Genomic DNA, 21,023 nt, shown 5'->3' with positions numbered 1-21,023 from the left:
GGCGGCCCGGTCGGTCACTCGGATGCCACGCGCAGCGCCTTGGCGACCGCCGTGCCGATCAGCGCCATGGGCTCCGGTTCGGTCATCTCGTAGTGGCCGCACGGCACCCGGTGGTCGTGCAGGGTGCCCGCGACGTGGGGCCGCCAGCTCTCGGCCTTGCCGGGCAGCACGGCCAGGTCGCCGGGGAAGCCGGTGTCCGCGTCCTCGGCAGCGCTGAAGAACAGCACCTCCCCGCGGAAGACACCGGGGGCGAACTGGTGGGCGATGCGCAGGTTGTTGCGCATGACCGCGGCGATGGCCTCGGCTTCGGCCCGGGTGACCGGCGCACTCGTCGGGTCGGCCGTCAAGGCGGCGTCGATGCCGGCGAGGACGGCCGCGACGTCCGGCACTTCGGCCGCTCCCGGCCCGGCGGACGGGCCGGCCACCCGCATCAGCAGGGACGCCACCTGCCGCTCGACCGCCGCGGCGTCGTACCGCATGCCGTGCGGCTGGGGGGCGTCCAGCATGGCCAGCAGCTCCACCCGCTCGCCCCGCTCCTGCAGGGCGCACGCCATCGCGTGCGCGACGAAACCGCCGTAGGACCACCCCAGGAGCCGGTAGGGTCCGTGGGGTTGCACCTCGCGGACGAGGTCGAGGTAGCAGGCGACCATGGACGCCGCGTCCGGTGCGGGCGGCCGGGTGCCGTCGAGGCCCCGGGCCTGGATGCCGTAGACCGGCTGGTCGCCGCCGAGGTGGGGCAGCAGTCCGGTGTAGCGCCAGGACACGCCCGCCCCGGGGTGGACGCAGAACAGCGGGGCGGCGCCGCCCTGCGCCCGGAGCGGCAGGAGCGGAGCCAGAGCACTGGCACCCGCGCCGGGCGTCCGCGCCGAGGTGTCGTCGGCCGCCGCGAGGAGACCGGCCACGGTGGGCGCGGCCAGCAGGGCGGCGGCGGGCACGTCGAGGACGCCGGCCTGCCGCAGCCGGCCCGTCAGCAGTACGGCGCGCATCGAGTCGCCGCCCAGGTCGAAGAGGTTGTCGTGGACGCCGATACCACCGATGCCGAGGGTCTCCTCCCACACCCGGGTCACCGCCTGTTCGCGCGCGGTGCGCGGGGGTACGTGCTCGGTCGTCAGGCGGGGCCGTGGACCGAGGGCCGGTTCGGCGGGCACCGCCGCGCCGCGGTCCGGCGTGGCGGGGGCCGTGCGGGCGCCGGGGGCGTCGATCCAGTGCCGGTGCCGTGCGAAGGCGTAGGGGGGCAGCGGCACTCGCCGGGGCGTACCCGGCACCTCGGGCAGTGCGGTGTCCACGCCGGCGCTCCACAGCCGGCCCAGCGCCTCGGCGAGGACGAAGCCGTCGGCGGCGTCGGCCTTGGCGTGCCGCATCGTGGTCACCGTGACCGGCGAGTGCTCCGCGAGCTGGGCGGCGGCCAGCTTGGTCAGCGTGTCCCCCGGGCCGACCTCCACCAGGACGGGCCGGCGTTCCCACAGGGTGGTGACGCCGTCGGCGAAGCGCACGGTGTCGCGGGTGTGCGCGATCCAGTGCCGGACCGAGGTCGCCTGCTCGTCGGTGATCCAGGCGCCGGTGACGTTGGTGACGAACGGGATCCGCGGCGGGCGCAGGGTGACGCCGCGCAGGTGTCTCTCGTACGCCGGGAGCACCGGGTCCAGGACGTGGGAATGGGCGGCGACCGGTATGCGCAGCCGGCGGAACGGCACGTCCAGGCGGGCGAGTTCGGTCTCGAAGCGTGCGACGGCTGCCTCATGTCCGGCGACGGTGCAGGCCCCGGGGCCGTTCACCGCGGTGAGGGACAGTTCCTCGCCGAGGAGCGGCAGTACGTCCTCGACGGGTGCCGCGACTCCGACGGTCGCCCCGCCCGCGGAGCTGATGAGCCGGACGCGTTCGGTGACCAGGGGCAGCATCTCGTCGAGGTCGATCACCCCGGCCAGGCAGGCGGCCGTGTACTCGCCGAGCGAGTGGCCGATGAGCGCGTCCGGGCGCACCCCCGCCGCCATGAGGGTGCGGGCAAGGGCGTACTCGGTGACCACCAGGGCGAGCAGGGACGTGCTCGTGCCGTCGGTCTCGCGGCGTGCGAACAGGGCGTCGCGGACGTCGGCGCCGAGGGCGGGGCGCAGGATGCGCGCGCACTCGTCGACGGCGTCGCGGTAGACGTCGTGTTCGCGGTAGAGCTGTGCGCCCATGCCCGGGTACTGGGTGCCGCCGCCCGGCAGCAGGAACGCCACCCGCGGCGGCTCGTCCGCCACGGGTGGCGTGCCGGGCACGGCGGTGCGCAGCGCGGACAGGGCCTCCTCCCGGGAAGCGGCGGTCACGGCCAGTCGGTGGCGCAGCGCGGGCCGGTCGGCGCGCAGGGATCGCGCTGTGTCGTCCAGGCGCAGATCCGGCCGCCTCTGGAGGTGGCGGGCGAGGGCCTCGGCCTGGCCGCGCAGGGCGTCGGCCGTGCGGGCGGACAGCGGCAGGACCAGGCGGTGGCGGCCCTCCGGCGCCCGGGGCGGGACGGGGGCGGACGGCGCCTCCTCCAGGATGACGTGCGCGTTGGTGCCGCCGATGCCGAAGGCGCTGACCGCGGCCCTTCTGGGGTGCTCGTCCGCGGGCCACTCCTCCAGGGTGGTGGGCACCCGGAACGGGCCGGAGGCGAAATCGATGTGCGGATTGGGCCGTTCGAAGTGCAGGTTCGGCGGGATCTGCCGGTGTTCCAGGGCCAGGACGGCCTTGATCAGCCCGGCGATGCCGGCGGCCGCTCCCAGGTGCCCGATATTGGTCTTCACCGAACCGAGGGCGCAGTAGCCGCGGCGCCGCGTGGACTGGCGGAACGCCTCGGTGAGCGCGGCCACCTCGATCGGGTCGCCCAGGCGCGTGGCGGTGCCGTGCGCCTCGACCAGGCCGATGGTGCCGGCGTCGGTCATCGCCTGGGCCTGTGCCGCGAGGATGACCTCGGTCTGTCCGGCGGCGCTGGGCGCGCTGAAGCCGACCTTGCGGCGCCCGTCGTTGTTGACGGCGCTGCCCCGGATGACGGCGCGGACCCGGTCGCCGTCCGCGAGAGCGTCCTCCAGCCGTTTGAGGACGACGGCGCCGACGCCGTCGCCGGAGGAGGTGCCGGCCGCCGCCGCGTCGAAGGCCCGGCAGTGGCCGTCGGGTGAGAAAGGGCCGCCGGGCACATGGCGGTAGCCGAGGAACGCGGAGGGGTTGAGGGAGACGGCGGCGGCCAGCGCGGTGTCGCACCGGTAGTCGAGCAGGTCCTGGCAGGCGGTGTGCACCGCGACGAGCGCCGTGGAGCAGGCCGTCTGGAGGGACACGCTCGGGCCGGTCAGCCCCAGCTCGTAGGAGACGCGGGTGGCTAGCGTGCCCAGGGAGTTGGCGGTGGCCGCGTGCACGAGTTCCACCGACCCGGGCTGCCCGGCGTAGCGGGGGTGGACGTGCGACGGGTAGTAGCGGCTGTCGCCGCTGCCGGCGTACACGCCGAACGTGCCGGTGTCGGTGCCGGGGCCGAGGCACCGGGCGTCCTCGAGGGCGTGGTAGGCCGTCTCGAGCAGCAGCCGCTGCTGGGGGTCGACCACGGCGGCCTCTGCGGGGCTGTAGCCGAAGAACCCGGCGTCGAAGCGGTCGATTCCTTCGACGACCGACGCCATCCGGACCAGCGTGGGGTCGCGGAGGTCGCGTTCGGTTCCGCCCGCGGCCAGGAACTCCTCGTCGGTGATGGGCCGCACGGACTCGCGTCCGGCGGCCAGGTTGTCCCAGAACGCGTCCGGGTCGTCCGCGCCCGGGAGGCGTGCCGCCATGCCGATGACGGCGACGGCGGGTGCCTGCTCGTCCTGCGGTTCGATGGTCTCAGGCATGGCCTCGGTCCTTTCCTTGCCGCGCGGTACGGCGGGTACGGACCGCACGCTGCCGCTGGGCTCGTTCCTTGGCGCGGTCCAGGCCGCTCGGCCCGGTCCCGGCGGCCTCCGGCGGCGCCTGCGGGTCCGCCGTCGGGAGGGCGTCGGCCGCCTCGGGTGCGGTCAGGGCCGACAGGTGGCGGGCCAGGTCGCGCACGGTGGGGTGGGCGAACAGGTCGACGACCGGCAGCTCGCATCCGAAGGCCTGGTTGACGGCGTTCTGGGCGGCGACCAGCAGCAGGGAGTTGCCGCCCAGGTCGAAGAAGTTCTCGTCCCTGCCGATCCGGTCGCGGCCCAGGATGTCGCGCCACAGGCCGGTCAGCCGGTCCTCCAGTTTCCGCAGCCGCTCCCCCGTACCGGAGGCGGCCGCCTGCTGCTCGGTGGCGCCGGCCGCGCGCAGCACCCAGTGGTCCCCGCCGGCGGCGTCCGCGGCGGCCCGGTACAGGGTGCCGATGTCGGCGCCCTCCTCCAGGGCGACGCGTGCGGCCAGTCGCCGTACCTGGCGGGCGGGTTCGAGGACGTGGCTGCGGACCCAGGGAGCGCTGCGGTCGACGCCGATCAGCAGGTGGGGTTCGTCCAGGGTGCGGGCCAGGTCGAAGGAGCGCAGCGCGGCGGCGGTGTCCAGGACCCGGTAGCCGCGGGCCTCGGTGAGCGGGGCGAGCCGGTAGCCGCTGCTCATGCCGCGCTCGCGCCACATGCTCCAGGCCAGGCTCTGGGCGGGCAGGCCGAGGCCGCGGCGGTGCAGGGCGAGGGCGTCGAGGTAGGCGTTGGCGGCGGCGTAGGCGGTGTTCATGGCGCCGCCGAACCAGCCGTTCACCGAGGAGAAGGTGACGAAGGAGCCGACCGGGTGGTCCGTGCTCACGCGGTGCAGGGTCCAGGCGCCGCGCACCTTCGCGTCCATGGCCTCGCGCCAGGCGGCGGCGTCCAGTTCGCCGACGGGGCGTTCGACGAGGGCTCCGGCCAGGTGCAGCACCGACACCAGGGGCGCGCCCCAGTGTTCGGCGGCCGTGTGGACGGCTTCCCGTACCTGCCGCTCGTCGGTGACGTCGGCGCACGCGTACCGGACCTCTCCGAGTTCACGCAGCCGCCGGTACGCCTCGACGCGGGCGGCCGTGGCCCCACCGGCGGCCAGGTGCCGCGGCCAGGTGTCCTCGGGGGGCAGTGGGGTCCGGCCGAGGACGAGGAGGCGGGTGCCGGGCGTGCGCAGCAGGTGCGCGGCGAGTTCGGTGCCGACACCGCCCAGTCCTCCGCTGATCAGGTGGAAGCCGTCGGCGGCGGGCGGTTCGGTACGGGGTGCCGGGTCCGGCAGGGGGGCCAGCCGGCGTACCAGGCGCTGTCCGCCGCGGTGGGCGACCTCGGTGTCGGCGGGGGTGCCGGCCGCTTCGGCGAGCAGCAGGGGTAGGGGGTCCTCGTCGCCGTGCGGGTCGAGGTCGAGGTGGACGCACCGCAGGCCGCCGGACTCCTCCCGCAGCGACTTCAGTACGGCGCCGGCCATGGCGTGCGCCGGGGAGGGGCGGTCCCCGGGGGTGGCCGCCTGGGCGCCGGCCGTCACGTACAGCAGGTCGACCGGGCGCGGCCCGCCGGGCCGGTCGGCGAGGGCCCGGGCCAGCGCGAGCAGTGACGCGGTGCCGGCCTCGGCGGACGCCGGATCGGCGGCCTCGCCGAGGTGGGACGCGCCGAGGTGCACGAGGACGTCGACCGGCCGCCCGTCGGCTTCGAGGGCCCGCAGCAGCGCCGCGTGGTCGGCCTGTTCGGTGGGCCGGAGCTGGTGGTGGGCGGCGTCGAGCCGGGCGTACGACGCTCCGTCGGTGACCAGGGTGCACAGTCCGCCGCCGGCTCGCACCTCGCCGGCCAGGCGCCGGGCGAGATCCTGTGCCCGCGGGTCGCCGCCGGTGAGGACGAGGGTGTGCCGGCCGGCCACCGCCGCGCGGGGGCGGTGGCGCTCGGCCCGCTGCCACACCGGCCGCAGGAACCAGTCGGGCAGGGTGGCGGCGGTGCCCAGCAGCAGCTGGGCCTCGCGGACCGCGTCGTCGAAGGCGCCTGCCTCGAAGCTCTTGCGCAGCCTGGTCCGCTGGATCTTGCCGATCTCGGTCTTCGGGACGGCGGCGGTGTCGACCGGCACGAGGAATGCGGGGCTGACGCCGATCTCCCGGGTCACCTTGCCGGCGATCTCCCGCAGCGCGGTGGCGGGGTCGTGCCCGGGGGCGAGGTGGAGGAACAGGGCGAGTTCGTCGGTGGCCGCCGACGGGTCGGTGCGCACCGCGCAGGCAGCGGTGAAGCTGCGGACGACGTACGGCAGTTCCTCGACGCAGGCCTCGATCTCGTGGCTGTAGTGGTTGACGCCGTTCACGATGATGACGTCCTTGGCGCGGCCGGTGATGTACAGCTCGCCGTCGCGCAGGAAGGCCAGGTCGCCGGTGTCGAACCAGCCGTCGTCGGTGAACGACTCGGCGTTGGCCGCCGCGTTGTCGTGGTAGCCGCCGGTCACGGAGGTGCCGCGGACCTGGAGCCGGCCGACGTCGCCCTCGGCGAGCACGGTGCGGTGTTCGTCGACGATCCGCATGGCGAAGCCGGGGTAGGGCAGGCCGCAGCTGACGAACGTCTCGTCGGTGCCCGGCGGTTCGGCGGGCAGCACGGCGTCGGTGACCACCGAGCAGGTCTCGGACATGCCCCAGCCGGGGTGCATCACGTCCTGCGGCAGTCCGAACGGCTTCAGTGTGTGCAGGAATCGCCGGGCGGCCGCGGCCACGACGACCTCGCCCGCGTTCATCACCAGCCGCATCGGTGTCAGGTCCCACTCCCGGTCCCGGAAGCGGTCGGCCTGCCCGGCCAGCAGTCCGAAGGCGAAGTTGGGGGCCCAGGTGACGGTGACCCGGTGCCGGTGGGCGAGGTCCATCCAGCGCAGCGGGTCCTGGAGGATCCAGGAGGTCGGTGCGTGGATCTGCCGGCATCCCAGGTACACGTCGCGCAGGTGGAACATCACCACGCCGGTGACGTGGTCGAGCGGGATCCAGTTCAGGGAGACGTCCTGCTCGCCGAGCCGGTTCATGGCCGCGGTGGCGGCGGACCGGGTGAGCACGTTGCGGTGGGTCAGCCGCACGGCCTTGGGCAGTCCGGTGCTGCCGGACGTCATCAGCATCAGGATGAGGTCGTCGGGCCGGGCGGCGTACCAGTCGCGGTCCTCGGGGGCGTCCCGCAGCGCGGCGGCGGTCGTCAGCCGCAGCCCGGGCCAGTCCTGGCGGGCCGCCAGGTCGCGCAGGCCGGGCTCCAGCGCCGCCGAGCACACCGTCCAGGGCCGGCCGAGCATCCGCCAGATGCCCTCCAGCTTGGTCAGCGCCGCCGAAGGCGTGGTGTACGAGGCGGGGACGGTCAGCGGGACAGCGACGAAACCGCCCAGGACACAGCCCCACAGCACGGCGAGGAAGTCCTCGGTGGCATCGCACTGGAGGATCACCTGGTCGCCGGGGCGCAGCCCGGCCCGCCGCAGCCCGGCGAGCACCCGGGAGGCCTCCGTGATCAGGGACGCGTAGCCGCGCCGCGTCTCGCTGCCGTCGGCGTGCACGTGCACGATGTCGCCGTGGTCCCGCTCGGCGGCGCGGACCAGGGCCTGTGCCCAGCCGGGCACGGTGGGTTCGGCCAGCCTCGGTCCCTCGCTGAGCGCCGGCACGGTGCCGGTCGCCGTGCGGCCGTGGCCGGCCGGTGCCGGCCCGGCGGTGCGGCGCGGGGGGCCGGCGTGCCGGCGGGCCAGTTCTTCGGGGACGGCCTCCACCACGGCCTCGGCCGTCCGCACGCCGGGGACGCGGGCCAGGTGCCGCCGCCAGGCCTCGGCGGCGGTGCGGTCGGCCAGGGGCAGGGCTCGCAGCGCGTCGGTGTCGAGCGCGCCGTCGGCGGTGCGGGGCAGGGCGTTGACCGCCGTGACGCGGACGGTGCCGTGCCCGGCCGCGTCGAGGACCTGTTCGACGCGTTCGGCGGCGTCGGCGCGGCCCGGCACCACGTACAGGTGCGGCGGTGTGCCGTCGGGGCCGGGCAGGGCGGCCGCGTCGCGGATGCCGGGTACGGACAGAGCCGTGTCCGTCAGGTCGGCGGTGCCGGCGTCGGCGGACGCGGCCGGGGTGTGCGGGGGCGGCGCCGGCAGGTCCCCGATCCTGCGGTCCGGGTCCGCGCCGACCACGCGCAGCAGTTCGCCCAGGGCGTGGGCGAACCCCTCGGCGGTGGCGGCGTCGTACAGGTCCGTGGCGTACTCGACGTGCAGATCGAGTCCGCCGGGCGCGCCGTCCGCGCCGCGCCGTTCCACGACGTCGACGAAGAGGTCGAACTTGGCGGTGCCGGTGGCGGTGGGCCGCAGCGGCACCTCGCGGCCGTCCAGCCGGAGGACGGCGGGCTCGTTGTTCTGGAGGGCCAGCATGACCTGGAACAGCGGGTGGCGGCCGGCGCGGCGGGGCGGGTTCAGCTCGTCGACGAGCCGGTCGAAGGGCAGGTCCTGGTGGTCCAGGGCGGCCAGGTCGCGCGGGCGCAGCCTGGTGAGCAGCTCGTGGAAGGAGGGGTCGCCCGAGGTGTCGGCCCGCAGGACGAGGGTGTTGGTGAACAGGCCGATCACATCGTCCAGCGCGGGGTCGCAGCGCCCCGCGACGGGGGTGCCGACGACGATGTCCTCGCCGGCTCCGCAGCGGGTGAGCAGGGCGCTCAGCGCGGCGTGCAGCACCATGAACAGGCTGACGCCCTCCCGTTCGGCCAGGGCCAGCAGGTCCCGGTGGAGTGCGGCGTCCACGGTCCCGGTGACGTGGGCGCCGTCGCCGCGCGGTGCCGTGGGACGGGGCCGGTCGCCGGGGACGGTGCACTCCTCCGGCAGACCGGCCAGCGCTTCGCGCCAGTGCGCGGTCAGCCTTTCCAGCAGTCCCGGGCCGTCGGGTCCCGGGGCGAGCAGGGCGCGTTGCCGGACGGCGTGGTCGGCGTACTGCGCCGGCAGCGGGTCCCAGGCGGGGGCCCGGCCCGCCCGGCGCGCCGCGTAGGCGGCGGTCAGGTCGTCGGCGAGGGGGCGCAGCGACCAGCCGTCGGCCGCGCTGTGGTGCAGCACCAGCAGCAGCGTCCGTTCGTCCCCGGTCCCGAACAGCCAGGCGGCCAGGGGGCTTTCACCGGTCAGGTCGAAGCGGTGGCGGGTGGCCCCGGTGACGTGGGCGGCGATCTCGTCGGCCGGGCAGTCCACCCGGCGCAGCCGCGGGCGCAGCTCCCCGGGCGACAGGATCCGCTGGTGGGGCACGCCGTCCCGCTCGGCGAACACCGTGCGCAGGCTCTCGTGCCGGTCGGTGACGTCACCGAGCGCCGCGCGCAGCGCCTCGGCGTCCACGGCGGAGCCGAGCGGCACCACCAGCGGGATGTTGTACGTGGCGGCCGAGCCGTCGAGCCGGTTGAGGAACCACATGCGTTCCTGGGCGTAGGACAGCGGGACGCGCTCCGGGCGGTCGATGTCCCCGAGCGCGGGGCGGGCGGGAGCGGTGCCCGGCCGGGAGGGCAGCCGCTGCGCGAGCGCGGCCGGTGTCGGGCCGTCGAACAGGGCGGTGATGGGCACCTCGGCGCCGTTCTCGTGCCGCAGGCGGGCCAGCAGGCGGGTGGCGAGCAGGGAGTCGCCGCCCAGGTCGAAGAAGTTGGCGTCGGCGCCCACCGTGTCGCGCGGCAGCCGCAGTACGTCCTCGAACAGGGCGCACAGGAGCGCCTGTTGGGGCGTCTGCGGGCGGGCGCCGGCTGCGGCGGCGGTGAAGTCGGGCGCGGGCAGGGCGTCGGTGTCGAGCTTGCCGTTCGCGGTCAGCGGGAGCGTGTCTACGTTCACGCAGGCCGCGGGGACCATGTGGTCGGGCAGGTGGGCGGCGGTGTGGGCGCGCAGTTCCGCCGGGCTCGGGGGCCGCTGTCCGGTGGACTCCGTGTAGGCGACGAGCTGCCGGGCGCCGTTGTCGGCACGTCGTACGACGACGGCGGCCCGGGTGACCCGCGGGTGGGCGGTGAGGACGGCTTCGATCTCGCCGGGTTCGACGCGGAAGCCGCGCAGCTGGATCTGCTGGTCGGCGCGGCCGAGGTAGTCGAGGCTCCCGTCGGCGCGGCGCCGTGCGAGGTCTCCGGAGCGGTACATCCGGCTGCCGGGCGGCCCGAAGGGGTCGTCGAGGAACCGTTCGGCGGTCAGCTCGGGCCGGCCGAGGTAGCCGCCGGTCACGCCCGCGCCGGCCACGTGCATCTCGCCGACGGCGCCCGGCGGCACCGGCCGGCCCGTGGGGTCCAGCAGGTGCACCCGCAGGTCCGCCAGCGGTTCGCCGATGACGCTCGTCCGGCGCGGGTCGGTGAGGTCGGCCTCGGTGATGCGGTGGTGGGTGACGTGCACGGTGGTCTCGGTGATGCCGTACATGTTCACCAGCGCGGGGCTCCGCAGCCCGTGCCGGTCGGCCCACGGCCGCAGTCGCCCGGGGCGCAGGGCTTCACCTCCGAAGACGACGTAGCGCAGTGCGCCCGCCGGCTGTGGGCCGCTGTCCGGCGCCTGTTCGCCGTCCGCGTCCATGAGCTGCTCGAAGGCGGACGGCGTCTGGCTGAGGACGGTCACCCCCTCGCGGTGCAGCAGCCGCAGGAAGTCCCGGGGCGTGCGGCTGACGGCGTACGGGACGACGACGAGCCGGCCGCCGTGCAGCAGGGCGCCCCAGATCTCCCACACCGAGAAGTCGAAGGCGTAGGAGTGGAACAGCGTCCACACGTCCTCTTCGCCGAAGTCGAAGTGCTCGGCCGCCGCGGCGAAGAGGCGGACGACGTTGGCGTGCGCGACGGGCACGCCCTTGGGACGGCCGGTGGAGCCGGAGGTGTGGATGATGTACGCGATGTCCGAAGGGCTCGTCCGCCCCCGGCGATCGGTGGCGGTCAGCTCGCCGGCCGGCCGTGCGGCGACGTCCGCCTCGACGGCGGGGTCGTCCAGGACGACGGCGGGGACCCCGTCGGTGAAGCGCGGTGCGAGAGCGGTCTCGGTGACGAGGAGGACGGGGGCCGCGTCGTCCATGACGAGCCGCAGGCGCTGTGCCGGATGACCGGGGTCCAGGGGGAGGTAGGCGGCGCCGGTCTTGAGGACGGCCAGCAGGGCGGGCAGGAGCCGCGGGCCCCGGTGCAGAGCCAGCGCCACCACCCGGCCCGGACCCGCCCCGCGCTCGGCCAGCAGTCGGGCCAGGCGGTTGGCCCGGGCGTCGAGTTCCGCGTAGGTGAGCCGTTCTCCCTCGTACGACACCGCGACGCGCCGCGGGCAGGCCCTTGCCTGCCGCTCGAACAGGTCGGTGAGGGTCGCGGTGACCGGGAAGTCCCGCACGGGGGCGTCGCTCGGATGCTCGCCGGGCAGCAGCAGGTCCAGGTCGCCCAGCGGTGTCGTGGGCGCGGCGTCCGCCAGCCGTCGCAGCAGGAGCAGGAACCGGTCGCGGTGCAGGGCGAGTTCGTCCTCGTCGTACAGGGCGGGGTTGGCGTCGAAGGCCAGCCAGAGGCTGCCGGGCCGGGTGCCGGGCCGGACATTGATCTGGAGGTCGTCGACGGCACCGCCGCACAGGTGGTGCCAGGTGGCCGGGTGGCCGCCGAAGTCGAGGTTCTCGGTGAACGGAATGATGTTCAGCACCGGCCCGTACAGCCGGCGCCCGGTTCCCAGCAGGTTCAGGTCCCGGCGGATGAACTCTCCCCGGTACTGCTGGTGCCGGCGCAGCCCTCGCAGCTCGTCGGCGACCGTCCGCACCAGGCCGGCGAGGGTCGTCCCGGAGTCGGCGGCCACGCGCAGCGGCAGGACGTCGGAGGCGGTGCCCGGGGTGCGCAGGGCGGCGCTGCCCGGCCGGCTCATCGTGGCCATGCCCAGCACGAGGTCGTCGGCACCGGTCATGCGGTGCAGGTAGGCGGCGACGGCGGCGGTCAGCAGGTCGGTGCGCGTGACGTCGAGCCGGGCGGCCGCGTCCGACAGAGCCCGGGCGTCGGCGTCCTCCAGTTCCACGGTGCGGCGCAGGAACGGGGCGACGGGCGCCGCGGTGCGGTGCGTGAGCCGTGCGGGCTCCGGCAGTCCGGCCAGCCGCCGCGACCAGTACGCCCGGTCGCGGACGCTGCGCTCGGACGCGAGGTAGGCGGCCTCCTCCGCCTGGAGCCGGCTGACGGACGCGAAGACGGCCGGGGCGGGTTCACGCCCTTCGGCCAGCGCGTTGTAGGTGTCGGCGAGGCGACGGCCGAGAAGCTTGTAGCTGTAACCGTCCAGCAGGAGGTGATGGGCCCTGAGCAGCCAGAGGTGCCGGTCGGGGGCGAGGGTGAGGAGGGTGTGGGAGAACAGCGGCCCCTTGTCCAGGTCCACCGGCGTCGCGAGGTCGGTGCGGACCAGCTCCCAGGCGGCGTGCTCCGGGTCGTCGGCGTCACCGGTGTCGATCCGCTGAAGCGTCCAGTCGTCCGCGTCCGGCGCCCGGTGGCAGCGGGGGCCGTCGTCCGTGTCGAGGAAACGCAGGGCGAAGGTGTCGGCCTCGCCCACGGTCCGGCGCAGGGCCGTCTCGAACAGGTCGGTGTCGAGGGCGCCGTGTATCTCCACCGCCTCCGCGGTGTTGTACGCGGCGCTGTCGGACGCGAGGCGCCCGGCGTACCAGAGTCCCTCCTGGGCTCCGGACAGTGGCCGGTGGTCGTTCTCGCGGAGTGACTCCTCGTGGAGTGACATGGCACAACCTCGCGTGGCAAGTCGTGACGTCCCGGCCGGAACGACCCGGTCGGGCGGACGTGGGGGGGTGCGGCCCCGGCCCACGGAGCGGGGAAGGGGCGGTCGCACTGCCGAGAGCGTGGGGCCGGCACGGCCCCGCCGCCGCTCCCGCAAGTGCCCTCAGGGTGCGACGAGGCGACGGGACCGATCAAGCCGGGACCGGGCCCGCGCAGGGAATTCAGGTGTTTCCCTGAAGAACGCCCGGACCGGGATAGCGCCGGACCCGGCGGACTCTAAGGAATTCCCGCGACTTTGGTCCGGCCGTCCGGTCCAGGTGGATTCACCGGCTCCCGGCGTTGCACTCTCGAACGGGCGTCGGGCATGCGCGCCCCGGCCGTGACGATCCGTCACCAAAGCCTGTACGACGAAGAGATACGGAAGGAAGGCTGGCGGCATGCATCGTGCGTTGTGCCCGGTCGAGACGCTGTACGTCGGGCAGCGGAGCAGAGCGGTGCTTTCATGCGCCTTGCACGGGCAGGTCGACCCCGGGGCGCTGTCCGCGGCATTCGACGCCCTCACGCAGGCCCACCCGACGCTGCGTTCGCGCATCGCGTCGGACGGGCCGGGCTTCGCGCTGCGTCTCCTCGCCGAGGACGAACGACCCCGATTGATCACCCGCAGCGGCGGCGAGGACGTCCACCTCGCGGAGTTGAACGCTCCGCTGCCGCTCGGAGGCCCGCTCAGCCGGGCGGTCCTGGTGAGCGCGCCCGAAGGCGACCGCCATCTGTTCGTCCTCGTCGTGGACCACACGATCACGGACGGGCACAGCAGCATCGCCCTGCACAACGCCGTCTGGGACCACTACCGGTCCCTGGTCGAGGGCGGTCGGAACGAGGGGAAGGCGGCCGCGACCGATGCGACCGCCGACGTCCAGGAGGACCCCGAGGACTGCCTTCACTGGCCGCAGCCGGTCAGCCGGCTGCTGCCCGCCGCCGACCCGGCGGCCACCGCCGCCTACCTGGAGCGCCGCGTCGAGGAGACGCGGCGGCACCCCGTCGAACTCGTGCCCTTCGACGTGCCGCGGCCGGCGGCCGGCGGCACCGGGCCGGGTGCGGAACCGGCCGGCGACGGCCGCATCGAGGTGTGCCGGCTGGGCCTCGACGAGGAGCGCACCACCCGGCTGCGGCGCACCGCACGCCAGTTGGGCGTGTCCGTGCACGCTCTCGTCGCCGCCGCGGCTCTCACGGCGGCACGGCGCCGTCTGGAGGGCGACGGTCCCCGCACCCTCGGCTGCCTGTCCCCCGTGGACCTGCGGTCCCGGCTGACTCCCGCGCTGCCCGCCCTGCTGATGGTGCCGGCCGTCACCACCCATCTGCAGACCCTCGGCGTCGCCGCGGACACCGACCCGATCGCGCTGGCGCGAACCGTGCACGACCGGTTGAGCGGCTTCATCGACCGCGCGGACCACTATCACGAGATGCGCATCACGCCGGAGATTCCGGGCAACCCGGCCTTGCAGCTGGCCACCGTCATCGTCACGAACATGGGCGTCGTCCCCGGCCCCCGGCTCCCGGCCGGACTGCGGGCCACGGACATCCGGCTGGTGCCCGCTCGCGAACACTACTTCCCGCAGGCCGGCCGCAGTCCCGTCATGGCGTGCGTCGTCTCTTTCGAGGGGCGCCTCGCCATCGAGTTCCCGCACTTCACCGCCTGTTTCAGCCCCTCCTTCATGCAGGCGTTCCGTGACGACGTCCTCGCCGGGCTCCTCACCTTCGCGGACGTCACCGAACCTCTGCCCTCGCCCGCACGGTGAGGACGGTCACCCCGTCCACCGCGCCCGACCGCACCGGTTGCCACAAGGAGCACCCCCCCGCATGAGCACCGTCAACCACCTCCCCACCCCCCTCGCGCTGCTGCCCCGTGCCCAGGCGGGCGACGAACAGGCGATGAACCACCTGCTGACCGCGATCACGCCGTACGTCGCCCGCATCTGCCGGTCCGTCACCCAGGACGACGGCGCCGACGCCGCACAGGAGGCGCTCCTCGCCATCTACCGCGGTCTGCGCACCCTGCGCGAACCGGCCGCGTTCTACGGCTGGGTGCGCTCGGTGACGGTCCGTGAGGCCGTCCGCATCGCCAGACGGACGGGTGAGGAGGGGGTCTATGCACAGGTCGACCCGGGCCAGGAGACGAACCCGCTGGACGCCGTGCACATCAGTGACGTGCTGGAGCGTCTTCCCACCTCCCACCGGCAGGTGCTCACCCTGCGCGCCTACGGCCTCAACGAGGAGGAGATGGCGCGGGTCCTCTCCCTGCCGGTGGGGACGGTCCGGTCCCGTCTGCACCGGGCGCGCCGCCGCTTCCGGGAGGCCTGGCTGCCGTCGGCGGCATGACCGTCCCGGCCGGGCCCCGCTCGCGGGCGGGCAACCGCTGGCGGGGCGGCCGCGGTCGGTGTTCGCACCGTCCGCGGCCGCCCCGGCGGGCTGGGAGGCCGTCTGCCGGTTACTCGACGAAATCGGGCAGGACGCGTGGCGGCCACTGTCCCACGGAGAACATCCCCAGCCCGTGGGCGCGCGCCACGAGCGCGGGGCGGTTGGGAGCGTCGAATCTGCGCAGCAGCCGCCCCACGCGGTACTCGACCCCTTGCCGGCTCATGTAGAGGCGGCTGGCCAGCTGCACCGTCGACGCACCGCTCGCCACACCCTCCAGCACGCGTGCGTCCAGTTCGCTGAGCATCTGTTCCCCACGGCGTCCCGTCCCCTCCCCGTCCCCGGCACGGCTGAGCAGGATCACGAGTCCGGCCGTGCCGTCCGGGCCGGCCACCGCCGTCGCCGTCAGGTCCGCGCAGAAGGTCCGGCCGCTGCCGTCCCGGCCGGTCACCGGCTCCGTGAACCGGTCCGTTCGGCCTTCGCAGAGATCGGTGAACCGGCGCCGCAGACTCACGGGAAACCGCGCGAGAAGGAGATCGCAGAGGTCACGCCCGCATATCTCACCCGGGCTCAGCCCGAAGGCCCCGGCGAAATCCGTCTCCGCAGCGGTGACGGTCGTGTCCCTCGCGGACGCGTGGGCCGTGTAGGTAGGACGCCGACGGCCGCCCCCGGCGTCCCCCGGCAGGACCCGGGAAGCGACGCCGGCGGCTGTCCTTCCGCCGTCGGGGGTGGGAGAGGAGGAGAGGGAGGAGGCGGTGCTCATGGTGGCCACAGACGTACCCTTTTTCTGTGCATGGGGGGTTGAAATGCGCGACGACCTGCGGACAACGTTGTCGGAGCTCCACTTCCCGACACTGCCCGCCCGGGTTCCTCGGGGATCACCGCCCCGCCGCCAGGGCTGTCGGCACACCGGTACCGCGGGATAATCTGCCGGGCGCGTCGGGAGCGGCTGCCGCGGTCCTCTCCGCGGTCAGTTTCCACAACGAGCCCGACTGGACGCGAGGGGGCACGGAAGCCTCCGGAGACGAGGGCGTAATCGCATCAGGCCGGTACCACGGAGGCTAAGGCCGGGCAACGCCCTTGGCAAGGGTTTGCCCGATCGGGCCGACAACCTGTCAACTCTTGCTCACAGGGCTGTTTTTCAGCCGAAAGAAACCGGCAACCCGGGAACGCGGTCAGGCCATGAAGAGGGAACACGGTGAATGGCCGGTGGCTCACGCGATCGCCACTGTGTTGCCCGTGCTGTCGACGCTTCGTAAAGTTGGACCGCTTCCGCACGCTGCCGGCGGAAATCCGCAGAAGGAAGCGGACTCACGAAGACCTCAGGGGATCAGAGGGTGGGAATGCTCGAGCAGCCGCATTTCGGGCGACGGCTGAGGATGCTCAGGCTCGAACGAGGCTTGAGCCAGGCGGCGGTCGTCGGCGAGGGCATGTCGACGGGATACCTGTCGCGGCTGGAGTCCGGTGAACGCCGGCCCACTCCACGCGCCGTCACCTATCTGGCCCAGCGGCTCGGGGTCGACGTGTCGGCGCTGAACGAGCCGCTGGGCGGCAGGTCCCTCAGCCACGCACTGGCGGCCGCGTCCTCGGCACCACCCGGCACGGACTGCACCGTCGCCCTGCGTCACGCCCTGCGGGACGACGAACGCGCCGACCTCTCCAGCCGCTGGCAGGCGCTGTGGCTGCTGAGCCGCGTCGACTGCCGCAACGGCGACTACGAGGAGGAACGCGGCCGACTCGGCGAACTCGTCGAGCTGAGCGACTTGTTGGCGGTACCGGAGCTGCGGGTCAGGGCGAACGTCCGGTACGCGCGCTGCCTGGGGGCACTGGGCGACCTGGGGACGGCGGAATCGGCGGCCGTGACCGCGCTGGCCATCGCGCGCGAAGAAGAGCTCCAGGTGGCCGACACCATGACCGCGCTCATGGCGCTGATCGGTGTCGAGACGGAACTGGGCCGCCTCGACGCGGCCGGCCGGCACGTCCACGAACTGGAGCGGGACCTGCTTCCCGCCGCCAGTGCCCCGCAGGCGGCCGAGGCATTGTGGACCGCGTCCGTGGTCAGCCACCGTCAAGGGGACCACACCGCCGCCCATAACCGGCTGGAAACCGCCCTCGGCCTGCTCCAGGGCCGGGACGACCTGGAGCTGTGGACACGGCTGCGCACCGCCGCGACCGCCACCGCGCTCGAGATGTCCCCACCCCGGCTGGAGGCGGCCCGGCGCTGGCTGGGCGAGGCCCAGGTGCTCGTCGAACTCACCGGCACACCCTTGCAGGTGCAGGAGTTGCACGCGCTGCGCGCCCACCTGGCTTTCCATGAGGGGAGGCTGGACGAGGCCCGCGCGCTGTGCCGTGCCCTGCTGTCCGACGGCGAACTGCGGCTGCCCCACCGCGACCGGGTGCGGCTCGCCGTCCTCGAAGGCCGGCTGACCATCCTGGACGGCCGCGTCGAGGAGGGCATAGCGGCCCTGGAACGGCTCGCCCACCAGGCGACGGACGCGCGGAACATGGACCTGGCCACCCATGTCTGGCAGACCCTGGCCACCGCGCTCGCCCAAGTCCGTGCCGCGGCGCCACGCGACGCGGTGGCGTCCACCCGCCGCTGCCGGTGACCGCTCGCCTCGCCTCCTGCCGGTCGCCGCCGGCCGGTGACACACGCGAGGGCACAGCCGGCTCGCCACCCGGGGAGGGTCCGGACCGCCGCGAGCGGGGGCAGGACCGATTGTCAGTGGTGCGTGAGACGGTAGGAGCATCGAGTCGGAATGACGGGGAGCTTTCGTGTCCGGAACCCAGAATTACATCAATCACGTTGCCCTTGTGCTGGATGCCAGTTCGTCCATGACGCACCTGAGCCGCAAGGTCGTAGAGGTCGCCGACCAGCAGATCGCGTATCTCGCCCGGCGTTCGAGGGAGCTGGACCAGGAAACCCGCGTCACGGTGTACGTCTTCGCCGACAAGGTGGAATGCGTGGTCTATGACAAGGACGTGCTGCGAATGCCGTCGCTGAAGCAGTTGTACCGGGCCGGCGGAATGACGGCCCTGCTGGCGGCCGCGCTGAAGTCACAGCGGGAACTCGCGCAGACCGCTCAACTGTACGGAGACCACAGCTTCCTGACGTTCATACTCACCGACGGGCAGGAGAACGCGAGTCATCGCTGCCCCGATACGCTCACCCAGGACCCGCGTGAACTGACGCAGGCCGTGTCCGAGATGATCGGGACGCAGGCGGACAACTGGACACTGGCCGTCCTGGTGCCGGACCAGATGGGCAAGCGCGAGGCCATGAAGTGCGGTTTCCCGAAGGACAACATCGCCATCTGGGACGCCACCAGCACACAGGGTCTTGAGGAAGCCGGGCAGGTCATCCAGCAGGCCACCGAAAAGTTCATGGTGGGCCGCACGAAGGGCATCCGGGGATCGCGGGCGGTGTTCTCCATGGGTGCGGAAACGGTGAACAGGGACACCATCGAGGCGGCCGGCCTCATCCCGGTGAAGCCCTCGCAGTACCAGCTGCTCCCGGTGACCCGTGACACGGCAATCCGGGAATGGGTCACCGAGAACGGGCACGCCTACCGTACCGGTGGTGCGTTCTACCAGCTGAGCAAGTCCGAGAAGATACAGGCGAGGAAGCAGATCGCCGTACTCGAGAAGAAGACGGACCGCGTGTATACGGGGCCCGAGGCCCGAGCCCTGCTCGGCCTGCCGGACGCGGAAGTCCGCGTCAAGCCGGACCACAACGACGACTACACGATCTTCGTGCAGAGCACCAGCGTGAACCGCAAACTCGTGGCGAACACGCGGCTTCTGCTGATGCTCTGACGCTTGGGAGACCCGCGGGAGACGGAGCGGGGGATCAGCTCGATCGCGTGGCCGACGGGGATTCCTCCTGCACGCGGTGGTGCAGTGAAGGCAGAAGCACAAGGCGCGCGAGACTCGCGAGGCGAGGCGAGGCGATCGCCGGTGCGGTGACCGGCCCCCCTCCCCCCCCCTGTCGGGGCAGGGACGACGGCGTACACGGATCGCGCGGCGTCCGTCGGCTCCCGCATGCAGGCCACCATGGAGCCGACGCCCCTGCCCCGCGAACCGGCACACCGCGTCAGTCCGAAGGAATGCGGAATTCGAATTCGGGGCGGTCCCACGCCACGGCGGGCGGATTCGCGGGCGCGGTGCCGGTCCGCACCGCACCGACTCTGTGGTAGAAGTCCGCGGCGGGAAGATGCGACACGACCTTGACACGGTCGAGCCCGGCGGCACGGGCCTCGGACTGCATGTGCGCGACGAGCAGCCGCCCTATGCCACGTCCCTGCGCTTCGTCGGCGACGAACAGCAGGTCGAGCTCCGGCGGAGCGAGGACGAGCGAGTAGAACCCGAGGACGCGGCTGCCATGCTCGTCGGCGCCGACGGCTACGAAGGCGCGGTGGGCCTCGATGTAATCGGGACCGACCCTGTAGCCCGCGACTGCGGCCGCGTACTTCCCCTCGTAGGCGCCAGAGCCACGCACGAGCCGCGTGAGCCGCTTGGCATCCCGCGCGACGGCCCTCCGTATCGTGATCGACTGGCTGATGGGGGAAGTGCGTGAACTCATCGGGAGAGTATGTCGCACCGCGGAGCGCCTTCGTCCGGCGGGTCGGGCTCAGCGGCCCCGCCGTGGCATCGTCCAGCGCCTCTTCCGGCAGCGAGTCCACGCGGATCAGCGTGTCGCGGACGGCGACGGGGCCCGAGCCGACACGTCGGGGCGCCACCGGTTCCGGGGACCACACAGCCGGCGGCCCGGCACAGAGCGATGCCGGCGGCGCAATGCAGCGTCGATGAGCTGTTCACGGCTGATCTTGGGCGGACTGGAAACCTCCTGGTCGGTAGCCCGCTCGTACAGGTTCGCCCGTTGCGCGGCTTCCGCGGTCGCGTGGTCAGCATGCTGGGCCTGGCGTGTACCGCCACCCGACGGGTCCCCGCCGTGCGGCCGGCCGCGGCCACCTGCTCGCGGGACGCCCGCCGAGGGGGCAGCCCGAGTCCGGGCGGCCCCGGGCACGCCCCATCGCCGCCTACTTCTTCAGCTCATGCAGGCACAGGGAGACCTCGCCGCTGCTGCTGTACTGCGGATACGCGTCGAAGTCCGTGGATCCGCAGTCGGGGTCATCCTGGGCGAGGACGCGGTACTGGGCTTCGGGGGAGGCGCAGTCCACAGGCCGCAAGTCCTGGTCGGGCCAGGTGGCGTAGTTGTGCGCGCATGAGTGGACTCGCAGGACCGAACGGCTGTCACCACCGGCGCTCGCCCCGGTGACCAGGCCGATGACGAAAAGAACCGGAACGGCGACCACGGCCAGGGTGAGCAGGCAGAGCGGGATCAGGGCCAGGATGCCCTCGGGCCGCTTGAACACCGGTTTGCCGGGATCCAGCGGAGGCCGCGGGCCGGGCGAGACCGGCGGGGGCATGGTGCGGATCGAGGACAGCGCACCGAGATTGCGCAGCAGTGTGACGGGCGTGATGAACACCGACAGGGCGCCCCACCAGCCCTGGATGAGGGTATCGGCCTGCATGTCACGGAAAGTGGCAAGCGCGCAGGTCCGACAGAATGTTCCCTGTCGCCGGAGGAACCGCATCATCACCAGCATGCCCTGGTGACCGCGCACCGTCACCGGCGCGGCGGGTGCCGCCCCGCACACCTGGCAGACCCCCATCGGCCCGCCGGCCGCAGGCCAATCCGCCGGCATCCCTCCGCCGTTGTGGTGCGGACCGACGGCAGGGGGCGGGAAGACTCCCGGTGGGTGCGGGTACGGGCTCGGCGCCTGCTGGTAGGGACCGGGAGCCGGAGCATACGGGTTCGGTCCCTGCGGGTACGGCCCCGGTCCCTGCGGGTACGGCCCCGGTCCCTGTGGGTACGGCCCCTGTGTCTGCGGGTACGGCCCCTGGGGCTGCTGGTAGGCGGGGTTCGGGTGCGACGGGGTGCTCAACGGGGGCCTTTCCACGGAGACATGCTGTTACGGCACGACACCCTAGCGGCGAGCCGGCAGTCAGCGCCGACGGCGGACGGCCGGATGTCGAGGTGCGCGGCGGCCCGCGCGG

9 protein-coding genes are annotated in these 21,023 nt (G+C 73.6%); 4 read left to right on the top strand and 5 right to left on the bottom strand.

What is annotated here, in order from left to right; translation table 11 throughout:
• Positions 1-14 precede the first annotated feature (14 nt).
• Both ACGFT1_RS25915 and ACGFT1_RS25910 read right to left on the bottom strand, forming a co-directional pair.
• Complete coding sequence (locus ACGFT1_RS25915) at positions 15-3,830, bottom strand: type I polyketide synthase (RefSeq protein ID WP_373911382.1); 3,816 nt, start codon at positions 3,828-3,830, stop codon at positions 15-17.
• Positions 3,823-12,555, bottom strand: coding sequence for an amino acid adenylation domain-containing protein (locus ACGFT1_RS25910; protein ID WP_373911381.1), 8,733 nt, complete (start codon positions 12,553-12,555; stop codon positions 3,823-3,825). The genes ACGFT1_RS25915 and ACGFT1_RS25910 overlap by 8 nt, the downstream gene beginning before the upstream one ends.
• 433 nt (positions 12,556-12,988) lie before the next feature.
• Between ACGFT1_RS25910 and ACGFT1_RS25905 the strand changes: the two genes are divergently transcribed.
• Both ACGFT1_RS25905 and ACGFT1_RS25900 read left to right on the top strand, forming a co-directional pair.
• A complete protein-coding gene (locus ACGFT1_RS25905; RefSeq protein WP_373911380.1) occupies positions 12,989-14,347 on the top strand; it encodes a protein kinase in 1,359 nt (452 codons plus the stop codon).
• Positions 14,348-14,408: 61 nt separating this feature from the next.
• Positions 14,409-14,927, top strand: a complete 519-nt coding sequence (locus tag ACGFT1_RS25900) for an RNA polymerase sigma factor (protein WP_373911379.1) — start codon at positions 14,409-14,411, stop codon at positions 14,925-14,927.
• 109 nt (positions 14,928-15,036) lie between these two features.
• Here ACGFT1_RS25900 and ACGFT1_RS25895 read toward each other — a convergent pair whose 3' ends face one another.
• Complete coding sequence (locus ACGFT1_RS25895) at positions 15,037-15,414, bottom strand: LuxR C-terminal-related transcriptional regulator (RefSeq protein WP_373911378.1); 378 nt, start codon at positions 15,412-15,414, stop codon at positions 15,037-15,039.
• Positions 15,415-16,306: 892 nt separating this feature from the next.
• Between ACGFT1_RS25895 and ACGFT1_RS25890 the strand changes: the two genes are divergently transcribed.
• Both ACGFT1_RS25890 and ACGFT1_RS25885 read left to right on the top strand, forming a co-directional pair.
• Positions 16,307-17,572: a helix-turn-helix domain-containing protein gene (locus ACGFT1_RS25890; protein WP_373911534.1), complete on the top strand. Its 1,266-nt coding sequence runs from the start codon at positions 16,307-16,309 to the stop codon at positions 17,570-17,572.
• A gap of 166 nt (positions 17,573-17,738) precedes the next feature.
• The gene (locus ACGFT1_RS25885; protein ID WP_373911377.1) at positions 17,739-18,779 is read left to right on the top strand and encodes a vWA domain-containing protein; all 1,041 of its coding nucleotides are present in this window, start codon (positions 17,739-17,741) and stop codon (positions 18,777-18,779) included.
• A gap of 277 nt (positions 18,780-19,056) precedes the next feature.
• On the opposite strand, the gene ACGFT1_RS25880 is transcribed toward ACGFT1_RS25885, so the two are convergent.
• Together ACGFT1_RS25880 and ACGFT1_RS25875 are read right to left on the bottom strand one after the other, a co-directional pair.
• On the bottom strand, positions 19,057-19,545 hold the full coding sequence (locus ACGFT1_RS25880) for a GNAT family N-acetyltransferase (protein WP_373911376.1): 489 nt from the start codon (positions 19,543-19,545) through the stop codon (positions 19,057-19,059).
• 457 nt (positions 19,546-20,002) lie between these two features.
• The gene (locus ACGFT1_RS25875) at positions 20,003-20,497 is read right to left on the bottom strand and encodes a hypothetical protein (RefSeq protein ID WP_373911375.1); all 495 of its coding nucleotides are present in this window, start codon (positions 20,495-20,497) and stop codon (positions 20,003-20,005) included.
• Positions 20,498-21,023: the final 526 nt, after the last annotated feature.

This window comes from Streptomyces sp. Y20, assembly GCF_043195475.1.
Taxonomy (GTDB): domain Bacteria; phylum Actinomycetota; class Actinomycetes; order Streptomycetales; family Streptomycetaceae; genus Streptomyces.
The sequence above is the reverse complement of the archived record's forward strand: the minus strand, read 5'-3'. Positions and strand labels throughout refer to the sequence as shown.

What these genes read in the sequence shown, in the direction of transcription:
- ACGFT1_RS25915 (WP_373911382.1), bottom strand. Translation starts at nt 3,830, where the DNA reads ATGCCTGAGACCATCGAACCGCAGGACGAGCAGGCACCCGCCGTCGCC.
- ACGFT1_RS25910 (WP_373911381.1), bottom strand. Translation starts at nt 12,555, where the DNA reads ATGTCACTCCACGAGGAGTCACTCCGCGAGAACGACCACCGGCCACTG.
- ACGFT1_RS25905 (WP_373911380.1), top strand. Translation starts at nt 12,989, where the DNA reads ATGCATCGTGCGTTGTGCCCGGTCGAGACGCTGTACGTCGGGCAGCGG.
- ACGFT1_RS25900 (WP_373911379.1), top strand. Translation starts at nt 14,409, where the DNA reads ATGAGCACCGTCAACCACCTCCCCACCCCCCTCGCGCTGCTGCCCCGT.
- ACGFT1_RS25890 (WP_373911534.1), top strand. Translation starts at nt 16,307, where the DNA reads ATGCTCGAGCAGCCGCATTTCGGGCGACGGCTGAGGATGCTCAGGCTC.
- ACGFT1_RS25880 (WP_373911376.1), bottom strand. Translation starts at nt 19,545, where the DNA reads ATGAGTTCACGCACTTCCCCCATCAGCCAGTCGATCACGATACGGAGG.
- ACGFT1_RS25875 (WP_373911375.1), bottom strand. Translation starts at nt 20,497, where the DNA reads ATGCAGGCCGATACCCTCATCCAGGGCTGGTGGGGCGCCCTGTCGGTG.